Here is a 19,141-nt window from a genome sequence, read left to right on the forward strand (position 1 = left end):
ACCGCGGAAGAATCCGCCCGGTCCCCGGCCGAAACCGAGGCCGAGGCTGAGATCGGCGCTGCAGCCTCGGCTGGGACCGGGCTGAGGCCGGGCGGACGCTGTGCTGAGATCGGCGCTGCAGCCTTGGCTGGGACCGAGGCTGAGGTCGGCCTGACGCTGTGGCGAGTTCCCGTACGACGCCCGGCGAACCGGGATGATTCGCCTTTTCGATCATTGGCGCTTGATCATTTATTCGCGTTAATTTCGCCAACCGGCGTACGTCAACCGGGCCCGGCTTTCGCGCGTCTCAGTGACGTAAGGGATCGAAATCACCCCGCGAACCCCGCAAAACCGATCATGGCAGAGAAAGGATATTCATGCCCATGAAGCGGATTGCCGTGCCGTGTGTGGCCCTGGGGCTTGTGCTGTTCGGCAGCGCAGCACCTGCGTTCGCGACCGTGACGCAGACCCCGGACTCGACCCAGACCGACGAGCCGACCCCGACGCCGACTCCCACGCCGACGCCGACGCCGACCCCGACGCCCACCCCCACTCCGACCCCCACCGAGCCGGAGTTCGAGTTCGGCTTCGACAAGGTCACCCTCTCCACCAACAAGATCACCCCTGGCGGCAGCCTCACCATCAAGGTGATCTGCCCGACGAGCGTGACGGCCACGTCGAACGCGTTCGTCGCGGATCCGCGCTTCGCCTCGACGGGCGAGGACACCTTCACCGGCACGGGCAAGTTCAAGACGACCATCCCTCGGGTCGCGACGCTGAAGGTGTCCTGTGAGGGCTATGGCTACGTGACCTATACCAACAGTGCAGGGGGTGACACGGTGCGGCCGGGCGGTTCGACCGTGACGCTCCCGAGTGGCGCCCCGGACACCGGCGACGGCACCTACTCCCGCCCGGACGGCGGCGCTCTCGTGCCGCTGCTGGCCGGTGGCTCCGCCGTCGCCCTGGCCGGTGCCGCCGCCCTCGGCGTGCTGGCCCTGCGCCGCCGCGAGTCCCATGAAGAGCAGTCCTGAGTTGCGCCGCAACCGACAGGCCGCCGGCCGCCACGCCCTGGGCGTGGCGGCCGCCGCACTGCTCGCCGGCCTGGCGTCGGCCGCGTGCGGTGCCGACGGAGGAGAGCCGGTCAGGACTCCGGCCGCGGCCGGCAGCTCGTCAGGACCGGCGGCCGAGCGGCTGACCGGCGACCTGATGCACCGCTCGCCGCCGGTCTCCCTCCGGATCTCCAGGATCGGCGTCTCCGCTCCCGTTTCGAGGCTCGGGCTGCGCCCCGATGGCAAGGTCGAGGAGCCGCCACTCGACCGCCCAAACCTGGCCGGGTGGTACGAGAAGGGGCCGGCTCCGGGCGAGCTCGGACCGTCCGTCATCCTCGGGCACGTCGACGCGCACAGGAAGGCGGCCGTGTTCTACCGGCTCAAGGATCTGCGGCGCGGCGACCGCATCGAGGTGACCAGGAAAGACGGATCCGTCGCCACATTCTCGGTGCAGCGCCTGGAGAAGGTCGCTAAATCCCGATTCCCGACTGAGCGGGTTTATGGCGAGGACATCGACTATTCGAGTCTGCGCCTGGTCACCTGTGGAGGAAGCTTCAATTCACAGACCCGGCACTACACCGACAATGTGATCGCCTATTCCCGCCTCATCTCGGCCACGCCCGGGTGACCGGGCGGACGCCCCGGTAAAGGGGCGTCCAGTAGAGACGCGGCCGGTACGCCGGGGAGCCGGGTCGTCGGGCGCCGGATGCCGGATGCCGGCGAGTTCGGACGTCCCGCGCCCGTGCGGGCCACCCGTATGCTGAGCGCCACCTGTGCTTCATGAGCACGGTCACCGACGTGGCTCACATCACCCGCGTCTCGTTCGCCGAGGGATGCTTCTTGGTCTCATCTCAGTCATCCGGTCCTACCCGCCGCGCCCTGTTGACGGCGGGGGTGCTCCTGCCGTTGGCCGGATGCGGGGCCGGCGAACGTCCCGCTGCGCCGCCCTCGGCCTCGCGTGGTCGCCGCGCCGCGTCGCCCTCGGCGACGAGTGGTCGTCCCGCCGGGCCGCAGGACACCTCTCGGCTCAGAGCGCTTGAACGTGAATACGACGCACGTCTGGGTGTCCATGCTCTGGCCACCGGCACGGGCGCGACCCTCGCCTACCGCGCGGACCACCGTTTCGCTTTCTGTTCGACCTTCAAGACGCTCGCGGCGGCGGCGGTCCTGCACCGGAACCCGCTGAGCCACCTGGACAAGGTCGTCACCTTCACCGCGGCCGATGTCGACTCCATCTCGCCGATCACCAAGAACCATGTGGCGACCGGGATGACCATCCGGCAGCTCTGCGATGCCGCCGTCCGGTACAGCGACGGGACGGCCGGCAACCTGCTGATGCGCGACATCGGCGGACCGGCGCAGCTGACCGCATACCTGCGTGGCATAGGTGACGCCGTCAGCCGGATGGACCAGTTCGAACCCGAGCTGAACAGCGATCGTCCGGGAGATCCACGCGACACCACCACTCCCCGCGCCATCGCCGGCTCCTATCAGAGACTCGTGCTCGGCAACGCGCTGCCCGCGGCGAAACGGGCCCTGCTGAAGGATTGGCTCGAACGCAGCACCACGGGCGCGAAACGCATCCGGGCGGGACTTCCCAAGGGGTGGACGGTCGCCCACAAGACCGGAACCGGCAACTACGGGAGAGCCAACGACATCGCCGTCGTATGGCCGCCGAAGACCGCACCACTCGTCCTGGCGATCATGTCCGACCGCTCCGGGCATGACGCTCAGCCGAAAGAGGAGCTCATCGCCGAGGCCGCGGCGTACGTGGCCTCCACCCTCACCTGATACGCCGGCGGCAGACCGTCACTCGCTGCCCGCCACATCCACCACCAAGACCACGGTCTCTCAGAGAGTCTCGGTCACGGGACGGCGGCCGCCCAGGCGGGCGGGAACAGAGGTGAGCGCCGCCACCACGAGCACGGTTGCCAGCACCAGGGCGAGCAGCTGCCAGAGCGAGGGGAGCGTGGCCCTGTCGCTGTCGCCGCCAGTGATCGCGTTTATTGCGGCGAACAGTGCGAAGCCTCCCGGGAAGACGCCCAAGATGGCGCCGACGAGCGCGGGCAGCACCTGCGCGGCCGCCAGTGCCGCACTCACTTCACGAGGGGTTGCGCCGAGGGCGCGCGCCAGCGCCGACGAATGCCGGTTGTCGAGCACCGTCGCCCAGGTGATGACGGTGGCGTTGACCGCCGCCAGAGAGAGCAGTATGACCGTCCAGACGAGCAGCACGTGGCGCAGGACCTCCACCTGAGCATCGTCATATCCGCCGGTGAGTGGTTGGGTCGTGAGGAAGGCGTTGAGTACCAGTAGGACGTAGATCCCGCTGACCGTGATCGCGATACTGACCACACCCAGTACGACCCGTCGCGGCCGGCGGGCGGCGACCCGCAGGGCGAGAAGCAGCGGGACGGGCAGTCGCGCCGAGATCGCGATCAGCCAACCGATGCGGCGGGGTGGGCGTGGCGAGTCGGCCAGCGCGTTGACGGTGCTGGAGCGGGCAGCGCGCACGGCCGGAACGACGGTCGCGACCACCGCGACTCCGAGTGCCACGGCGGTCACCAAACCGACCGTGGACATGGTCATCGACGGCGTGCCCGCGCTGCCGACGAGGCCGGCACTGGACTCGGTGAGCAACGGAGCGGTCAGCGATCCGACCGCCAACCCGGCCGCGGCCGCGACGATGGCCACGAGGACATACTCCGCGAGCAGCACGGCAGCGACCAGGCTCGGTGTGCCGCCGACTGCTTTAAGGAGCCCGACGCGTCTGGTCTGATCGGCCATCCGGCCGCCGACCAGCACCGAGAGACCGGCCACGGCGAGCAGACCGAGCAGCCAGGCTCCGATCAGCAGAAGGATCTGGGAGTCTCTGGCCAGCTCGGTGGCGTCTTCGAGGATGTTCTCCCAGGGCTGCATAGGCGTAGCGCCGCCAGGTTCGCCGTGGTTCGCGTTGACGAACGCCTGGGCCTCATCCGGGGCGGCCAGCTTCAGGTTCATCACGTAGGCCAGGGAGTCTGGATCCGGGGTGAGGCTCCGCACATCCGACTGGGTGAGCCAGACCAGGCCGGGATTTCGCAACAACCCCGGCGGCAATCCGGCGGGCGGATCGTCGGGAATTGCGCCGCTCATGCAGGGGACAATGCAGGACGTCCCCGGATAGGGCGGCATGGCGGCGGTGACCGCAACGCCGACGACTTCGAACGACCGGCCGTCCAGGGTGACCGGATCACCGACGCGCACATCGAGCGCGTTGGCGAACGCGGCCTCGACCACCACACCGCCATCGCTGACCCAGCCGCCCTGCATCAGCTCGGGCCGATCGACCGACGCGGGCGCGGCGTCGCGCCCCACGGCCTGCACATCTGACGTTCGCCCGGATGCCTGAAGTTTCGCGGGGGTAACCGGGTACGGTCCGCTGTGGTCGATGACGCGGGGATCGTCGGCCAGTTTCTCGAGGCCGGAAAGCTTCGCGGGCCGGCCGACGCTGGCGACCACGTCGGGGCCGTTGGTCGCCGCCCGGGTGCTCTGGTACGGGTCGCCGGCCGCGTCGCGCAGGACGAGCCCGAGCGTCAACGTCGTGGTGGCCGCCATGATGGCGAGCAGCAGGAGCACGGCCTCGGTGCGGCGCCGCCGGAGGTCACGCACGGCGAGGCGGCCCACGAGCAGGATGCGGCCCATCCCCCTCAGTCCTCCAGCCCGGCAAGGGCGCCGAGCTGCCCGGTGGTGCCACCGGTCAACCTGGTCTCGTCCACGAACGCGCCGTCGCGCATCGAGATCATCCGGTCTGCGGTGGCCGCGATCCGCGCGTCGTGGGTGACGATGACCAGCGTCTGACCGGACTCGTGCAGGCCGTCGAGGAGCTGGAGGACATCCAGGGTGGCGGCGCTGTCCAGATTTCCGGTCGGTTCGTCGGCGAAAACGACCAGCGGTTCGTTGCTCAACGCCCGGGCGACCGCGACCCGCTGCCGCTGGCCACCGGACAGCGCGGAGGGCAGAAAACCCGCCCGGTCGGCGAGCCCGATCTGCTCCAGCAGGTCCACGGCTCGCCGCCTGGCGGCCCACGGCGAACGACCGGCCAGCAGCGCCGACAGCTCGACGTTCTCCACGGCGGTGAGTTCTTCCATCAGATGAAAGGACTGGAAGACGAAGCCGACATCGGTGCGTCGCATCCGGGCCAGGGCACTCTCACCTATGTCGTCGATGCGACGGCCGTTCAGCGACACCTCTCCACCCGAGGGCCGGTCCAGCCCCCCGAGCAGGTGCAGCAGCGTGGACTTCCCGCAGCCGCTGGGCCCCATCACCGCCACCGTCTCTCCCGCGCCGATGTCGAGATCTACCCCATCGACGGCGCGCGCCAGCCCTTCCCCCTTGCCGTACTCCTTTCGCAACCCGCGGGCGCGGAGCACGGGCGTATCGGCGGCGTTGCTCACGATCCACTCCTTCGATGGGTCCAGTTCTTCTCACATGCCTCGAGCCAGCGCAGGTCCGCCTGAAGCCGGAGCACGATGCCCTCCAGCAACAGCGCCGCGTCCGAGCGGTCCGGCTCGGCCATTGCGGCGCGCTGGGCGTCACGCAGCCGGCGCAGCAGCTCGCGGCGCTGGGTGTCGACGATGGTGAGCGGGTCGGCCAGCCCGGCCGCCGCGGCCGCGATCAGCTTGAGATGGAACTCCGCGAGGTCGGATCTCGGCCAACTCACCTCGGCGATCCATTCGGCGACTCGCTGTTGGCCTTTGGGGGTGAGCGCGTACACCTTGCGATCCGACCGGTCGGCGCCATCGGCAGACCTCTCGACCGCTAACAGGCCGGCCTTTTCCAGCCGGGTCAGCGTGACGTAGACCTGCCCGGCGTTCATCGCGCCACCGAGAGGGCCGAGCGCGTCGCGCAGCCGCGCGCGCAGTTGGTAGCCGTGCGAGGGCTCCTTGGCCAGCATCGCCAGCACCACTTCCTGCTGCATCGGGCCCTCCTATAACCGTTAGCCACTATGTCTAACGGTTATCCCTGCCGCTGGCAAGCCTGCGCGGAACCAATTGCAGGAACCGCCGCGGCCGGCGAAGCAGGCGCGGCACGACTGACCGGTATGCCCCAACCGGTCCACCGCAGAGGCACGGATGTCGTCACGGACACCATCGACGGCGACACAGCCGACACGCCGAGTGCCGTTGAAGTACTAGGTGAGGGAACCGACCAGGCCCAAGGCGACGAGAACGGCTCCGGGCACGGCGACGGCCACGATCGTGGGAATCGACCAGCTCACCGACGGCCGTGCCGCCGTCTCGCCGCGTCGGGCCTTTCCCGCGCGCTTACCGCCGCCGTGCGCGACGGCGAGCTCGGTCAGCTGCTCGGCCGCGAAGTCGGCGGGCGTGCGCCCCTCGAGGTGTTCGGCGAGCGCTGCCGGCACCGCCGGGTCAGGCCGACGGCTCTCCCGTGCCCGAGCCCGCGCCTGGGCACGGGGCGAGGTCTGCAGCACCCACGCCTTGGCCTGCCACGGCTCTCCGTCCACGACGCAGCGGAAGCGCAGGGCCCCGCCGACGTCGATCTGCTGGAGCGCCGGCCAGGGGATGCGTACGTCCTTCAGCGGGTTGCGCAGCCATACCCCGGCCTCGTCGGCAACAATGGCGGGGCGCAGCCCGAGCATGTAGGCAAGACCGCATCCGGTCAGCAGCACGGCCGCCGCGATCAGCGCGGCCAGGTCACGGCCGCGGACGGCGATGTCGATCAGATTGGCGGCGGCGAGCACCATCCACGCCCAGCCGGCCACCCGCGCACCCAGGGAGCGGAACACCTTCGGCTTCATGCCCGCCGCACGCTCGTCTCCCTGAGGGGCCTCGCCCGCCCGTTTCGTCGCACTCACCCGACCGGCCGATCTCCGCGCCACTTGAGCTGGGCGAAGCCGGGCTTGATGACGCCGTTGATGAGCTCGAGGCGCTCGTCGAAGCTGATGAAGGCCGACTTCATGGCGTTGACGGTGAACCACTGCAGGTCGTCCCAGCCGTAGTCGAAGGCCTCGGCGAGCTTGGCGAACTCCTCCGACAGGCTCGTGCCGCTCATCAGCCGGTTGTCGGTGTTGACGGTGACCCGGAAGTACAGGCGGCGCAGCAGGCCGATCGGGTGCTCGGCGATCGACTTCGCCGCGCCGGTCTGGATGTTGGACGTCGGGCACATCTCGAGCGGGATCCGCTTGTCGCGTACGTAGGCGGCCAGCCGGCCCAGCTGCGGCACCTCCGTCTCGCGCTCGGTGATGTCATCGACGATGCGCACGCCGTGCCCGAGGCGGTCGGCACCGCACCACTGGATCGCCTGCCAGATCGACGGCAGGCCGAACGCCTCACCGGCGTGGATGGTGAAATGGGCGTTCTCGCGCTGCAGGTACTCGAACGCGTCCAGATGCCGGGTAGGCGGATAACCGGCCTCGGCCCCGGCGATGTCGAAGCCCACCACGCCCGCGTCGCGGTAACGCACCGAGAGCTCGGCGATCTCACGACTGCGAGCCTGGTGGCGCATGGCGGTGAGCAGGGTACCGACCCGGATGCCGTGCCGCCGCCCGGCTTCGGCGAAACCGCGCAGGACGGCCTCGACGACCTGCTCCAGCGTGAGCCCGCCCTCGGTGTGCTGCTCCGGGGCGTAGCGCACCTCGGCGTAGACGATGCCGTCCTCGGCCAGATCCTCGGCGCACTCGTACGCCACCCGCTCTAGCGCCTCGGCCGACTGCATCACGCCGACGGTGTGCGTGAACGTCTCGAGATAACGTTCGAGCGACCCGGAGTCGGACGCCTCGGCGAACCAGGAGCGGAGGCCGTCGGCCTCGGTGGAGGGCAGCGCGTCGTATCCGGACTCGCGCGCGAGATCGACGATGGTGTCCGGCCGCAGCCCCCCGTCAAGGTGGTCGTGCAGCAGAACCTTCGGTGCGCGACGGATATCGTCTAGGGTCGGCTGAATCGTCACACTCGAACGTTACCCTCCTGGCGCGCGCCGCGGTGACCACGGCAGGACGGCCGAAGCGGCTGCTCAGCCGACGCGGTCGATGATGAGCGGGAGGAGCTCCGGAGCTCCGTCTTCACTGATCTCCACGGCACCGTCCAGGGCCTGCAGCGCGCGCTCGAACCGGCCCGCGTCGTCGGCGTGCAGGGTCAGCAGCGGCTGCCCGGCGGTGACCTGGTCGCCGGGCTTGGCGTGGCACACGACGCCGGCTCCGAACGAGACGGGGTCCTCCTTGCGGGCGCGCCCGGCGCCGAGCCGCCAGGCGGCCAGGCCGACGCTGTAGGCGTCGAGCCGGGTGAGCACCCCGGTGGCGGAGCTCGTGACCTCGTGGGTCTCAGCGGCGACGGGCAACTTCGCGTCCGGATCGCCGCCCTGCGCCGAGATCATGCGACGCCACACGTCCATGGCGGAGCCGTCGCGCAGCGCGTCGGCCGGGTCCTTGCCGCCGCCGAGGCCCGCCCCGGCGAGCATCTCGCGGGCCAGCGTCACGGTCAGCTCCACGACGTCCTCGGGGCCGCCGCCGCTGAGCACCTCGACCGACTCGGCCACCTCGATCGCGTTGCCCACGGCCCGGCCGAGCGGGCGGTCCATCGCGGTGAGCAGCGCGACCGTGCGCACCCCGTGGTCGCCGCCGATCGCCACCATGGTCTCGGCCAAGCGCCTGGCGTCGTCGGTGGTCTTCATAAAGGCCCCGGAGCCGACCTTGACGTCCAGCACCAGCGCCCCGGTGCCCTCGGCGATCTTCTTCGACATGATGGACGAGGCGATGAGCGGGATCGACTCCACCGTGCCGGTGACGTCGCGCAGCGCGTACAGCTTGCGGTCGGCGGGGGCCAGCCCGGTGCCCGCCGCGCAGACGACGGCGCCCGCGCTCCGCAGCACGCCGAGCATCTCCTCGACCGTCAGCGAGGCGCGCCAGCCCGGAATCGACTCCAGCTTGTCCAGCGTGCCGCCCGTGTGACCGAGCCCGCGGCCGGACAGCTGCGGAACCGCGGCGCCGCAGGCGGCCACCGCCGGCGCCAGCGGCAGCGTGATCTTGTCCCCCACGCCACCGGTCGAGTGCTTGTCGGTGGTCGGCCGGTCGAGACCCGACCAGTCCATCCGCTCGCCGGAGCGGATCATGGCCTCGGTCCAGGCCGTGACCTCGGCCCGGGTCATGCCGTTGAGCAGGATCGCCATCGCGAGCGCGGACATCTGCTCCTCGGCCACGACCCCGCGGGTGTAGGCGTCGACGACCCAGTCGATCTGCTCGGCCGACAGCCGCCCGCCGTCGCGCTTGGTGAGGATGACGTCGATGACGTCCATCAGCGGTCCTTCCACCGGTCGAGGTCGCCCGGGCCGAAGGCGTCCGGCAGCACCTCCGACATGGGCACGATGCCCCGGGCGGTCTCCACCAGCAGGTCAGGGCCCCCGTGCTCCCACAGCACCTGGCGGCACCGGCCGCACGGCATGACCGGCTCACCGTCGCCCTTGACCACCGACAGCGCGACGAGCCGCGGCAGGCCTCCGCCGGTGTCCGCGGCCGGCTTGCCCGCCCCGTGCAGGTCGGAGACGAGGCTGCACTCGGCGCACAGGCCGAGACCGTACGACGCGTTCTCCACGTTGCAGCCGGTCACGACGCGGCCGTCGTCCACCAGTGCCGCCGCCCCCACCGGATAACCGGAGTACGGCGCGTACGCCCGCCGCATCGCCGCCCGGGCGGCGGCCCGCAGCCCGGGCCAATCGATCTCGCTCATGAAACTCCCCCAGGGGGCCGGTGGCCCCTCGTCGATGGCGCTCAGCCGATGCCCATCAGTCAATCGGGCTCGTCGACGGGCCTGGTCAGTGGCCCTCGCCACGACGGTAGACCAGGCCGTCGGCGGCGGGCATGCGCAGCCGTTGCGAGGCCAGCGACAGCACCAGCAGCGTCGTGATGTGCGGGCTGTAGGTGACGATCTCCTTCGGCAACTCGTCGGTCGCGAGGTACCAGAAGAGCAGTGCCCCGCCCGACACCAGCGCGAAGAGCGCGTGGTAGACCCGGCGGCGGGCCGGCAGCAGCACCCAGACGGCATAGGCGAACAGGAGCACGGCCACGACCAGGAGCAGCGCGTGCACCGCGCCGGTCGCGCCGCGCTGCTGCAGCGCGTCGGTGTAGCCGAACAGCCCGGTGCCGAGGGCGAGCCCGCCGGGCCGCCAGTTACCGAAGATCATGGCTGCCAGGCCGATGAAACCGCGCCCGCCGGTCTGCCCCTCCTGGTACTGCGCCGAGCCGACCATCGCGAGGAAGACGCCGCCGATGCCGGCCAGACCGCCGGAGATGATCACCGCGACGTACTTCATGGTGTAGACCCGGACGCCGAGCGACTCCGCGGCGTACGGGTTCTCCCCGCAGGACCGGATGCGCAGGCCGAACGCGGTGCGCCACAGCAGGAACCAGGTCAGCGGGATCAGCGCGATCGCGATGACCGTGAGCGCGGACAGGTCCGTGGTGAGGCCGCGCACCAGCCCGGCGAGGTCGGAGACGAAGAACCAGTGATGCTGCTCGAGGTCGCCGAGCGGGCCGCCGATGCCCGGCACGCTGATCTTGGGGAACTGGGGCAGCGCTGGCGATTGGGTCGCGCCGCCGCCCCTCTCGTCCACGAAGAACAGCGTGGACAGGTAGCGGGCCGCGCCGGGCGCCAGGATGTTGATCGCCACGCCCGAGACGATGTGGTCGACGCCGAAGGTCACCGTGGCGACCGAGTGCAGCAGCCCTCCGAGCGCGCCCATGGTGATGCCCATGAGCAGGCCCATCCAGGGATTGCCGGAGAAGTACGCGCCGAAGGCCGCGCCCCACGTACCGAAGATCATCATGCCTTCGAGGCCGATGTTGACCACACCCGCGCGTTCGGCCCACAGCCCGCCGAGTGCGGCCATGCCGATCGGGATGCCCAGGGCGAGCGTGGTCCCGACCGAGGCGCTCGAGGTGATCTCGGTCTCACCGGTGATGACCCTCAGCAGCACCAGCGCGCAGAAGACACCGCCAAGCATGATCAGCAGCCGTACGGCCGGATTCCGCCGCGTCGAGCCGGGCGGGCTCCCCTTGACCGGCGTCGCCTCCTGGACGGTGGTCACGCCGCCACCTCCTTCGGACGGTCCGCCGCTCTGGCGGCCAGTTCGGCGGCGACCGCCTGTTGCTGCCACCGCAGGCCGAGCCGCCGGACGATCTCGTACACGACCACGACCGACAGCAGGACGGCCGCCTGCGTGATGGCCACGATCTCCTTGGGGATGTCGTTGAACTCGAGGATCTGCGAGGACTGGTCCAGAAACGCCCAGAGCAGGGCGGCGAACGCGATGCCGACCGGGTGGTTGCGGCCGAGCAGCGCGATGCCGATGCCGATGAAGCCGAGCCCGCCCGGGAAGTCGAGGCCGTAGGAGTAGGACGAGCCGAGCAGTTGCGGCATGCCGATCAGGCCGGCCGCCATGCCCGACATCACCATCGCGACCACGACCATGCGGCGGGCGTCGACCCCTCCGGCCACGGCCGCGCTCGACGACAGGCCGGTCGCCCGCAGGTCGAATCCGAAGCGGGTCCGGTTGATGATGACGTGGAAGGCCACGCCCACGGCGACGGCGAGCAGCACGAGGCCGTAGATCTGCAGGCTGGCGCCGGGGTAGTGGATCCCGGCGACCCGGCCGGAGGGGTCGATCGGCTCGGTGCCGATGTTGTTGCTGCCCGCCGTCTGGACGGCGAGCCGGTCCTCGTTCAGCAGGAACGCGACGATCCCGGTGGCGATGAAGTTCAGCATGATGGTCGAGATGACCTCGCTGACGCCCCGGGTCACCTTGAGCAGGCCGGCGATGCCGGCCCACATGCCGCCGACCGCCATGGCCACCAAGATGATCACGGTCTGGTGGATCACGGGCGGCAGCGCGAACGCACCGCCGATCGCCGCCGCCATCATGGCCCCGAGCCGGTACTGCCCGTCCACACCGATGTTGAACAGGTTCATCCGGAACCCGATCGCCACCGCGATGGCCGCCAGGTAGTACGTGGACGCCCGGTTCAGGGTGTTGACGACGCTGTCCGGCTCCAGACCGAAGTCGATCATCGCCTGGAAGACCGACGGCGGATTGAAGCCGCTGATGGACAGGACCACCGAGGTGATGAGCACGGAGAACACCAGCGCCACGACGGCGGCGACGACCGTCAGCGCCAGCGGGGAGGTGCGCAGTCTCTTCATCGGTCCCCCTCCGGTGACGCTCCGGTCATCGCCGAGCCGAGCTGCTCCGGGGTGACGGAGGCCGGGTCCGCCTCGGCGACGATCCGGCCCCGCAGGATCACCCGCAGGGTGTCGGACATGCCGATCAGTTCGTCCAGGTCGGCGGAGATCAGCAGCACCGCGAGGCCTTCCGCGCGCGCCCGCCGAAGATGCTCCCAGATCGCCGCCTGGGCCCCGACGTCGACCCCGCGGGTCGGGTGCGAGGCGATGAGCAGTTTCGGCTTCCCGGACATCTCCCGGCCCACGATGAGCTTCTGCTGGTTGCCGCCGGACAGCGAGGCGGCGATCACGTCGATCCCGGGCGTACGGACGTCGTAGTCCTCGACGATCCGCCGCGTGTCGGCGCGGGCGCCGGAGCGGTCGATCCAGAAGCCCTTGGCGTTGGGGCGTTCGGTCTGGTGGCCGAGGATGCGGTTCTCCCACAGCGCCGACTCGAGCAGCAGCCCGTGCCGGTGCCGGTCCTCGGGGATGAAGCCGATGCCGCTCTCGCGGCGCCGGCGGGTCGGCCAGGCGCCGATGTCCTGTCCGTCGAGGACGATGGAGCCGGAGTCGGGCGTGCGCATCCCCATGATCGCCTCGACCAGCTCGGCCTGGCCGTTGCCCTCGACCCCCGCGATGCCGAGGATCTCGCCATGGTGGATGGTCAGCGAGACGTCGTCGACCAGGGCCCGGCCCGATCCGTCCCGGACGGTCAGCGAGGCGAGCTCGAGCGCCGGCCGGTCGGTGACCGTCGACTCCCGCAGTTCCGGCACCGGTAGCTCACTGCCCACCATGAGCTGGGCGAGCCCGCGTGCGCTGACGGTCTGGGGGTCGATGCACTTGGCGACCGTCGTGCCGCGCCGGATGACGCTGATCTCGTCGGCGACCGACAGGACCTCGTCGAGTTTGTGCGAGATGAAGATGACCGTGAGTCCCTCGCGCTTCAGCTCACGCAGGTTGTCGAAGAGCTCCTCGACCTCCTGGGGAACGAGCACGGCGGTCGGTTCGTCGAGGATGAGGATCCGGGCACCGCGGTAGAGGACCTTCAGGATCTCGACCCGCTGCCGGTCGCCGACGCCGAGCTCCTCGACCAGCCGTCCCGGCTCGACCTGGAGGCCGTACTTCTTCGCCAGTTCGTCGATCCGGCGGCGTGCCTTGCCGCCGATGCCGTGCAGCTTCTCGGCGCCGAGGACGATGTTCTCGAGCACGGTGAGATTGTCGGCGAGCATGAAGTGCTGGTGCACCATGCCGATGCCACGGGCGATGGCGTCGGACGGCGAGCCGAACGCGACCTGCTCGCCCCCGACGCTGATCGCGCCCTCGTCCGGCCGCAGCATCCCGTAGAGGATCTTCATCAGGGTGGACTTGCCTGCGCCGTTCTCACCCACGATGGCGTGCACCGTGCCGGCCGAGACCCTGAGGTCGATGTCGTGGTTGGCGACGACCCCCGGGAAGCGCTTGGTGATGCCGCGCAACTCGAACGCGGGCGCGGCGACCACCGGCTCCTTTGTCGTGGACATCCCTGCTCTCCTAGGAAACGGGCCCGGGGAGGGGCCTGATGGTCCCTCCCCGGGCCCGGCCCGGCACGTTCAGACCAGGTTCACCGTCGTGACGTGACCGTCACTTGACGGGAACGGTGACCTTTCCGTCGATGATCTCCTGCTTGAGCTCGTCCAACTTGGCCTGCAGGTCCGTGATGGCCTCGGTGTTGGCCTTGGAGTAGTCGATGCCCTGGTTCTTCAGGTCGAAGGTGACCGGCCCGGACTTCACGGTGCCCTTGCTGGTGTCCTCGACGAAGTTGTAGACGGCGGTGTCGACCCGCTTGAGCATCGAGGTGATGATGTACGGCTTCTGGTCGGGCTCGGCAGTCTGGTACTGATCCGAGTCGACGCCGATCGCGAACTTCTTCTTGGCCGCGGCGGCCTGGAACAGGCCCACGCCGGAGAGGCCGGCGGCGTGGTAGACCACGTCGGCCCCGCCGTCGTACTCGCCCTCGGCGATGGTCTTGCCCTTGGCCGGGTCGGAGAAGCCGGAGAAGTCCGTGCCCCGCGAGATGTACTTGACGTCGATCTTGATGTCCGGCTTGACCTTCTTGGCCCCGGCCACGTAGCCCGCCTCGAACTTCTTGATCAGCGGAGTGTCCACGCCGCCGATGAAGCCGATCTTGCCGGTCTTGGACTTCTGCGCGGCGGCGGCGCCCACGAGGTAGGAGCCCTGCTCCTCCGCGAACAGCAGGCTCGTGACGTTGGGGGCCTTCACCGAGGCGTCGTCGACGATGGCGAACTTCGTGTTCGGGTACTTGGGGGCCACCTTGCCGAGCGCGCCGGCGTAGGCGAACCCGACGGCGACGACCGGGTTGTAGCCCGACTTGGCCAGCAGGTCGAGCCGCTGGATCTTGTCGTTGTCGGTCTCGCCCTTGGTGGCCTCGATGTCCTTGATCTCGAGGTTCAGGTTCTGCTTGACCCGGTCGAGACCCGCGAAGGCGGCGTCGTTGAACGACTTGTCACCACGCCCGCCGATGTCGTAGGCCAGCCCGACCTTGACGGTCTTCTTGGCTCCCTGGCCGCTGTCGTCGCCGCCTGTGGTGGCCTTCTTGCCACCACAGGCCCCGGCGCTCAGCGTGAGGGCGGCCCCCGTCAGCATGACGAGGGTCGTCTTGAGTCCACGGCGCACGGACGCGCTCCTTCCGTTCCCAGTCAAGGGATAAAGTGCCGGTTCAGCACGAAATCGATCGGACGTTACTCGCTAGGTCCGGGTGCGTCCAAACCGTCGTACATTTTCGCAACGAGTCCGTTACCAAAGGGTAACCGCATCGCCACTGGTCAGACGCCCCGCAGAGATCATTTCGGTCGGTGCTGACGGACGGTCAGGCAAGGTCCGGATACGTGCTCGGCGAGCCCCGCCGCAGCACGCCGGGCCGCCGGCCGCGCGATCTTCCCGCCGACGCCCTGCGATCCGGCGAATGCGGCCTCCCGAAACTGCGCACAGAAGCCTGTTATCACGCGCCGATTCGCAGGATCAAAAAAAGGTCGGCATCGAGGTGATTAAGTGACACCCGGCACCGTGATAAAGCTGTTATTTACGTTCGCCTTCGCAACACGCGCACTTTTTCGAGCCCGGTTCACGACGTCGGCGCGCCCGGGAGCTGGCCTCCGGGGCGGCGTGGCACCGGTACGTCGGCTGCGCGGGCCGGATCTCCAAGATCTCCCGTCGCGTGCTCTTCATCTCTGTTGACCCGACCGGGCAGGACGCCGTGGATGGTTCGCCGATGCCCGCCGGGAGCTCTCTTACCGCACCCGGTAGGGGGTGCCGCACCTACGGCACCCTGTCAAGGGTTGGGCGAGCAATCGTTTACGTAGCAGAGCTCTGGCCGGTTCTCCTCCACCCATCTCCGCTTATCGAGATCGGCATCGTAGGTGTTTTTCCATAGCTCGAGAATTCTCTTCCTTCCCGCCGCCGCACCGATCTTGTGCAGCTGAGCCGCATTCGGCCTGCCCTGCTTCAGTCTAACGCTTTTCGCGACAGCCGCATTGACCGCCTTATCATAGGCTCTCTCATAAAGAGAAAAAGAACTGCTACCATCGTCAAAATAGGACTTCACGGCATCCGATTCGCCCGACCGGAGATTCTTAGCTCCCTTGCGGAATTCAAGTCGCCTGGACTCCGCCATGGCCGCAAACTCGGTTTGGGATGCAACATATTGCTTAAAACTCATCCCCTTCGGACTTTCCTTCGGATTGTAAACCTCCACGCCGGTATGCTCGGCAACCCATTGATCATACATATGATACCGGTCAGCAGCGGGGGTTTTGGGATCTAGATTGATTGTCTTCCCAAACCTCCCTCGCCCCTTGGAGGGGTCCAGGTCGAAGCCCTTATAAGCCTTTTTCGCCGCCTCGATGCCCGCCTTGGATTCCGGGGCATATGTATTAGTAGTGCCCTCTCCGGACTTCCACGTCACCTTGTAACCTTTACTGCGAAGCCAATCATATTCTAGTTGCCCGATCGGACTCCTCGCCTTGAAGGCGGCCTCGTCCTCGCTCTGCGCTTTGTACGTGTCGCTGGAGTTGTCGTCTGGGACCGGAGGAAGCGAAACGGCATCCCCTGCCGAGAATCCCTGAGCGCCGGGCCGTCGTCGGCTCGACATCCCAGGCGCAGCGGGATCGCCATTGCCTGCGGGACGAGCCGCCTGGGCCTCGGCGGGCTGACAATTGCCTCCAGCGACGCCACAGACAGCCCTCTTGACACTTGAGGCGACGGCTTCTCCTGCGCCAGTGTGAATTACACCGGTGGTGACAGCGGCGATGAGACACACCACGCCGAGATACGACGCCGCCCCTTCACCCTTTTCACCGTCGTACTTCGAATTTCTTGCGCTTTGCGCACGAATGGCAAATTGCATGGCCGCACGATATTTCAGCTCGACTCGAAGCACATAGGGCCTAAAGACCCGAAACCGGGCCCAGGCTGGGCCGTACCGGGGCAAGAACAGACCTGGTCTCAGAAACCGGCCGACCTATTTTGCTCGGGAGTCCGCCCGAAACCGTCCCGCACTTTGCGGGCGGCCTGCTCGGAGGGGAAGTACCCGCGCCGACGGGTGGCCCGGCGGAACCGAAGTCGCGCTTGCGATCCCGTGGCACCTCGATCCCGACCGGCCCGACCGCGGTCAGCACCGTTTCGCACTCGTGCGATTGCGGTGTCACCCGAGCTTGCGATGCGGCCTGAGTACTAGGCAGCGTCCCGTGGATCTTGGCGGGTGTGGTCTGATAAATCACTTTTGTGGATGAGGAACGTTTGAAGCGGCATGATCTGACCGATGCGGAGTGGGAGCGGCTGGCGCCGTTGTTGCCTGCGAATCCGCGCCAGGGTGGCCGGTGGAGGGAACATCGGATGGTGATCAACGGGGTGTTCTTTCGCACCCGGGCGGGCATCTCCTGGCGGGATCTGCCGCCGATGTATGGCAACTGGAAGACCGTCTACAACCGGCATCGGCGCTGGTCATTGGATGGCACCTGGGCTCAGATCCTGGACGGGCTGCGGACTGGCTGTGACGAGGCCGAGGGCAAGGACTGGACGGTCAGCGCTGACTCGACCTTCAACCGTGCGCACCAGCACGCAGCCGGAGCCCGGCGGGCTCCGGCCGCTGACGACCCCACAGGGGGCGGGACCGAATGACAACAAATCCGGGCGGGAGGCGCTGGGGAGGTCCCGGGGCGGGTGGACGACCAAGATTCATCTGGTGGCCGACCGGCGGTGCCGTCCGATCGCCAGGTTGACCAGCCCTGGTCAGCACGGCGACTCCCCGAGGTTCATCCCGTTGATGGAGCAGATCCGCATCATCCGCCGCGGCCTGGGCCGGCCAAGGCGTACGCCCGGCGCCGCGATGGCCGACAAGGCCTACTCCTCGGCCGCGAACCGTGCCTACCTGCGCCGACGCGGCATCCAAGCTGTGATTCCCATCAAGGAAGACCAGAAGCAGCACCGGCGTAACCGCGGCTCGGCCGGAGGCCGGCCACCGTCCTTTGACGCCGAGCGCTATAAGGAACGCAACACCGTCGAACGCTGCATCAACAAGCTCAAGGCATTCCGGGCCGTGGCCACCCGCTACGACAAGAGAGAACGCATCTACCAGGGCACCATCGACGTCGCCTCGATCCGGATCTGGCTCCGCGACCCAGCCACGTGATCCACAGGAAGCTGCCTAGAAGACCTTTCTCGCCACTGTCGATTTCGGCCGGCCCCGCGTGTCGTCAATGATGAAGGGGCCGCCAGTAGCGGTCTGGGACAGCTAACGACGGAGGCATGATGGCCGAGCAGTTCGAGGTGCGGTGGGAGGGCGAGCTGCCCGCGAGCCCGCAGGAAGTCTGGGACGCGTTCACCGTCCACACCACCGGGTGGTACTGGAAGATCGAGTACGAGCCGCGGGTCGGCGGAGCCGAGCGGGGTCTAACGTCGATCGGGGGTACGGTGACCGTATGGGATCCGCCGCGGCATTTCACCACGCGTGCCCTGCGCGGCGATGACGACTTCAACCAACTCGATTACCGCCTCGAGCCGAGCGGGGCGGGCACGCACCTGCTCTTCGTGCACCGCGGCGTGATGGCCGAGGACTACGACCGGCAGCTGGACGCCTGCCGACAGCACACTGCGTTCTACTACCACTCACTCGGCGAGTACCTGCGCCATTTCTCCGGGCGCGATGCGGCCTACGTCGCCGCCACGGCGTCCGAGGCCTCCCTCCACGGTGGTTTCGCGGCGCTGCGCCGGGCCCTGGGTGTGGCCGAGGACGTAACCGTCGGTGACCAGGTGGTGTTGACGCCGTCGGACCTGGAGCCGATCGAGGGAACTGTCGATTACGCGACACACGCGTTCCTCGGCGTGCGCAGCGCCGACGCGCTGTACCGCTTCTACGGCCGCGACGCGTGGGGTTCACCGGTCGGCGTGGCGCACCACCTGTTCGCCGACCGCGCCGACGAGACGGCGAGCAAGCAGGCCTGGAGCGCATGGCTGGACGGCGTCTTCGCGACCGAGGCGGTGGTGTGATGGCCCAGTACGCAGTGCTGATCTTCGAACGTGAGACGCCCGGCGGCGTGGCCGACATCCCACCGGAGGTCATGGAGGCCCACGGGCGGCTGCCCGAGCGGATCGCCGAGCAGGGCGGCCGGATCATCGCCGGGATGGCGCTCGAACCGACCGAGACGGCGACCGCCATCCGGGACGACCTGGTGACGGACGGTCCGTTCATCGAAACCAAGGAGGCGCTGGCCGGAGTCTTCGTGATCGAGGCACGCGACCTCGACCACGCTCTGGCACTGGCCAGGCTGACGCCGATCGTGAACGGCGGCGTCGAGGTCAGGCCGCTGCTCGGCTTCGAGGTCATGGAGACGAGCTGAGCACCGTCGAAGAGGCGGT

Annotated in this window: 18 protein-coding genes; 6 read left to right on the forward strand and 12 right to left on the reverse strand. The window is 68.7% G+C overall.

What is annotated here, in order from left to right:
- Window positions 1-362 precede the first annotated feature (362 nt).
- From HKK72_RS02850 to bla, 3 genes are all read left to right on the forward strand, one after another.
- Window positions 363-1,010 (forward strand): hypothetical protein, encoded by a 648-nt coding sequence (locus HKK72_RS02850; RefSeq protein ID WP_187232634.1) that lies wholly within the window; start codon window positions 363-365, stop codon window positions 1,008-1,010.
- Window positions 994-1,656, forward strand: coding sequence for a class F sortase (locus HKK72_RS02855; RefSeq protein ID WP_187232635.1), 663 nt, complete (start codon window positions 994-996; stop codon window positions 1,654-1,656). Before HKK72_RS02850 ends, HKK72_RS02855 begins: the two co-directional genes overlap by 17 nt.
- A 152-nt stretch (window positions 1,657-1,808) precedes the next feature.
- The gene (gene bla, locus HKK72_RS02860; protein ID WP_187232636.1) at window positions 1,809-2,819 is read left to right on the forward strand and encodes a class A beta-lactamase; all 1,011 of its coding nucleotides are present in this window, start codon (window positions 1,809-1,811) and stop codon (window positions 2,817-2,819) included.
- Window positions 2,820-2,879: 60 nt separating this feature from the next.
- Here bla and HKK72_RS02865 read toward each other — a convergent pair whose 3' ends face one another.
- The 12 genes from HKK72_RS02865 to HKK72_RS02920 all read right to left on the reverse strand — a co-directional run bounded on the left by HKK72_RS02865 (window position 2,880) and on the right by HKK72_RS02920 (window position 16,631).
- Window positions 2,880-4,706 (reverse strand): FtsX-like permease family protein, encoded by a 1,827-nt coding sequence (locus HKK72_RS02865; RefSeq protein WP_187232637.1) that lies wholly within the window; start codon window positions 4,704-4,706, stop codon window positions 2,880-2,882.
- Window positions 4,707-4,711: 5 nt separating this feature from the next.
- The gene (locus HKK72_RS02870) at window positions 4,712-5,458 is read right to left on the reverse strand and encodes an ABC transporter ATP-binding protein (protein ID WP_315987040.1); all 747 of its coding nucleotides are present in this window, start codon (window positions 5,456-5,458) and stop codon (window positions 4,712-4,714) included.
- Window positions 5,455-5,982 carry a PadR family transcriptional regulator gene (locus HKK72_RS02875; RefSeq protein WP_187232638.1) on the reverse strand — a complete coding sequence of 176 codons (528 nt, stop codon included), beginning with the start codon at window positions 5,980-5,982 and terminating at the stop codon, window positions 5,455-5,457. Before HKK72_RS02875 ends, HKK72_RS02870 begins: the two co-directional genes overlap by 4 nt.
- 213 nt (window positions 5,983-6,195) lie before the next feature.
- A complete protein-coding gene (locus HKK72_RS02880) occupies window positions 6,196-6,879 on the reverse strand; it encodes a PH domain-containing protein (protein ID WP_187232639.1) in 684 nt (227 codons plus the stop codon).
- Window positions 6,876-7,970: an adenosine deaminase gene (locus tag HKK72_RS02885; protein ID WP_187232640.1), complete on the reverse strand. Its 1,095-nt coding sequence runs from the start codon at window positions 7,968-7,970 to the stop codon at window positions 6,876-6,878. The genes HKK72_RS02880 and HKK72_RS02885 overlap by 4 nt, the downstream gene beginning before the upstream one ends.
- 63 nt (window positions 7,971-8,033) lie before the next feature.
- Window positions 8,034-9,311, reverse strand: a complete 1,278-nt coding sequence (locus HKK72_RS02890; protein ID WP_187232641.1) for a thymidine phosphorylase — start codon at window positions 9,309-9,311, stop codon at window positions 8,034-8,036.
- Window positions 9,311-9,742 (reverse strand): cytidine deaminase, encoded by a 432-nt coding sequence (locus HKK72_RS02895; RefSeq protein WP_187232642.1) that lies wholly within the window; start codon window positions 9,740-9,742, stop codon window positions 9,311-9,313. The genes HKK72_RS02890 and HKK72_RS02895 overlap by 1 nt, the downstream gene beginning before the upstream one ends.
- 85 nt (window positions 9,743-9,827) lie before the next feature.
- Window positions 9,828-11,015, reverse strand: coding sequence for an ABC transporter permease (locus HKK72_RS02900; RefSeq protein ID WP_187232751.1), 1,188 nt, complete (start codon window positions 11,013-11,015; stop codon window positions 9,828-9,830).
- A gap of 80 nt (window positions 11,016-11,095) precedes the next feature.
- Window positions 11,096-12,211, reverse strand: a complete 1,116-nt coding sequence (locus HKK72_RS02905; RefSeq protein ID WP_187232643.1) for an ABC transporter permease — start codon at window positions 12,209-12,211, stop codon at window positions 11,096-11,098.
- Window positions 12,208-13,749 carry an ABC transporter ATP-binding protein gene (locus HKK72_RS02910; protein WP_187232644.1) on the reverse strand — a complete coding sequence of 514 codons (1,542 nt, stop codon included), beginning with the start codon at window positions 13,747-13,749 and terminating at the stop codon, window positions 12,208-12,210. The genes HKK72_RS02905 and HKK72_RS02910 overlap by 4 nt, the downstream gene beginning before the upstream one ends.
- Before the next feature lie 100 nt (window positions 13,750-13,849).
- A complete protein-coding gene (locus HKK72_RS02915) occupies window positions 13,850-14,902 on the reverse strand; it encodes a BMP family ABC transporter substrate-binding protein (protein WP_315987041.1) in 1,053 nt (350 codons plus the stop codon).
- Between the two features lie 655 nt (window positions 14,903-15,557).
- Window positions 15,558-16,631: a hypothetical protein gene (locus tag HKK72_RS02920; RefSeq protein WP_187232645.1), complete on the reverse strand. Its 1,074-nt coding sequence runs from the start codon at window positions 16,629-16,631 to the stop codon at window positions 15,558-15,560.
- 392 nt (window positions 16,632-17,023) lie between these two features.
- Here HKK72_RS02920 and HKK72_RS02925 point away from each other — a divergent pair.
- From HKK72_RS02925 to HKK72_RS02935, 3 genes are all read left to right on the forward strand, one after another.
- A protein-coding gene (locus HKK72_RS02925; protein ID WP_222720261.1) for an IS5 family transposase occupies window positions 17,024-17,915 on the forward strand; the annotation gives its coding sequence in 2 pieces (ribosomal slippage) (window positions 17,024-17,365 and window positions 17,367-17,915; 891 coding nt in all).
- Between the two features lie 116 nt (window positions 17,916-18,031).
- The gene (locus HKK72_RS02930) at window positions 18,032-18,772 is read left to right on the forward strand and encodes an SRPBCC domain-containing protein (RefSeq protein WP_222720262.1); all 741 of its coding nucleotides are present in this window, start codon (window positions 18,032-18,034) and stop codon (window positions 18,770-18,772) included.
- Window positions 18,772-19,122, forward strand: coding sequence for a YciI family protein (locus tag HKK72_RS02935; protein ID WP_187232646.1), 351 nt, complete (start codon window positions 18,772-18,774; stop codon window positions 19,120-19,122). Before HKK72_RS02930 ends, HKK72_RS02935 begins: the two co-directional genes overlap by 1 nt.
- The last annotated feature ends 19 nt before the right edge of the window (window positions 19,123-19,141 follow it).

It is taken from the genome of Actinomadura sp. HBU206391 (assembly GCF_014323665.1).
Classification (GTDB): domain Bacteria; phylum Actinomycetota; class Actinomycetes; order Streptosporangiales; family Streptosporangiaceae; genus Actinomadura_C.

Excerpts from the sequence above, each read along its gene's own strand:
- HKK72_RS02850 (WP_187232634.1), top strand. The coding sequence starts at position 363 with ATGAAGCGGATTGCCGTGCCGTGTGTGGCCCTGGGGCTTGTGCTGTTC.
- HKK72_RS02855 (WP_187232635.1), top strand. The coding sequence starts at position 994 with ATGAAGAGCAGTCCTGAGTTGCGCCGCAACCGACAGGCCGCCGGCCGC.
- bla (WP_187232636.1), top strand. The coding sequence starts at position 1,809 with ATGAGCACGGTCACCGACGTGGCTCACATCACCCGCGTCTCGTTCGCC.
- HKK72_RS02865 (WP_187232637.1), bottom strand. The coding sequence starts at position 4,706 with ATGGGCCGCATCCTGCTCGTGGGCCGCCTCGCCGTGCGTGACCTCCGG.
- HKK72_RS02875 (WP_187232638.1), bottom strand. The coding sequence starts at position 5,982 with ATGCAGCAGGAAGTGGTGCTGGCGATGCTGGCCAAGGAGCCCTCGCAC.
- HKK72_RS02890 (WP_187232641.1), bottom strand. The coding sequence starts at position 9,311 with ATGGACGTCATCGACGTCATCCTCACCAAGCGCGACGGCGGGCGGCTG.
- HKK72_RS02895 (WP_187232642.1), bottom strand. The coding sequence starts at position 9,742 with ATGAGCGAGATCGATTGGCCCGGGCTGCGGGCCGCCGCCCGGGCGGCG.
- HKK72_RS02900 (WP_187232751.1), bottom strand. The coding sequence starts at position 11,015 with ATGCTTGGCGGTGTCTTCTGCGCGCTGGTGCTGCTGAGGGTCATCACC.
- HKK72_RS02905 (WP_187232643.1), bottom strand. The coding sequence starts at position 12,211 with ATGAAGAGACTGCGCACCTCCCCGCTGGCGCTGACGGTCGTCGCCGCC.
- HKK72_RS02910 (WP_187232644.1), bottom strand. The coding sequence starts at position 13,749 with ATGTCCACGACAAAGGAGCCGGTGGTCGCCGCGCCCGCGTTCGAGTTG.
- HKK72_RS02920 (WP_187232645.1), bottom strand. The coding sequence starts at position 16,631 with ATGCAATTTGCCATTCGTGCGCAAAGCGCAAGAAATTCGAAGTACGAC.
- HKK72_RS02930 (WP_222720262.1), top strand. The coding sequence starts at position 18,032 with ATGATGGCCGAGCAGTTCGAGGTGCGGTGGGAGGGCGAGCTGCCCGCG.
- HKK72_RS02935 (WP_187232646.1), top strand. The coding sequence starts at position 18,772 with ATGGCCCAGTACGCAGTGCTGATCTTCGAACGTGAGACGCCCGGCGGC.